Origin of the sequence: Enterobacter cloacae complex sp. IR5441, assembly GCF_049238215.1 — a bacterium.
In the GTDB taxonomy this organism is placed as follows: domain Bacteria; phylum Pseudomonadota; class Gammaproteobacteria; order Enterobacterales; family Enterobacteriaceae; genus Enterobacter; species Enterobacter hormaechei_C.
Genome location: NZ_JBMKIA010000130.1, coordinates 1 through 761, shown reverse-complemented (window position 1 = coordinate 761; position 761 = coordinate 1). Strand labels below are relative to the sequence as shown.

Here is a 761-nt window from a genome sequence, read left to right as displayed (position 1 = left end):
GGTAATGACTCCAACTTATTGATAGTGTTTTATGTTCAGATAATGCCCGATGACTTTGTCATGCAGCTCCACCGATTTTGAGAACGACAGCGACTTCCGTCCCAGCCGTGCCAGGTGCTGCCTCAGATTCAGGTTATGCCGCTCAATTCGCTGCGTATATCGCTTGCTGATTACGTGCAGCTTTCCCTTCAGGCGGGATTCATACAGCGGCCAGCCATCCGTCATCCATATCACCACGTCAAAGGGTGACAGCAGGCTCATAAGACGCCCCAGCGTCGCCATCGTGCGTTCACCGAATACGTGCGCAACAACCGTCTTCCGGAGCCTGTCATACGCGTAAAACAGCCAGCGCTGGCGCGATTTAGCCCCGACGTATCCCCACTGTTCGTCCATTTCCGCGCAGACGATGACGTCACTGCCCGGCTGTATGCGCGAGGTTACCGACTGCGGCCTGAGTTTTTTAAATGGCGGAAAATCGTGTTGAGGCCAACGCCCATAATGCGGGCGGTTGCCCGGCATCCAACGCCATTCATGGCCATATCAATGATTTTCTGGTGCGTACCGGGTTGAGAAGCGGTGTAAGTGAACTGCAGTTGCCATGTTTTACGGCAGTGAGAGCAGAGATAGCGCTGATGTCCGGCAGTGCTTTTGCCGTTACGCACCACCCCGTCAGTAGCTGAACAGGAGGGACAGCTGATAGAAACAGAAGCCACTGGAGCACCTCAAAAACACCATCATACACTAAATCAGTAAGTTGGCAG

At 53.6% G+C, this 761-nt stretch carries 1 protein-coding gene; it reads right to left on the bottom strand.

The genetic code is table 11. The annotated features are described in order from the left end of the window. Nucleotides 1-15: 15 nt before the first annotated feature. Nucleotides 16-713, bottom strand: a protein-coding gene (locus ACOTX5_RS26715; protein ID WP_095033700.1) for an IS1-like element IS1B family transposase whose coding sequence is annotated in 2 segments (ribosomal slippage) — nucleotides 16-464 and nucleotides 464-713 — 699 coding nt in all. Because the reading frame shifts where the segments join, the coding sequence is not laid out codon by codon here. Nucleotides 714-761 lie beyond the last annotated feature (48 nt).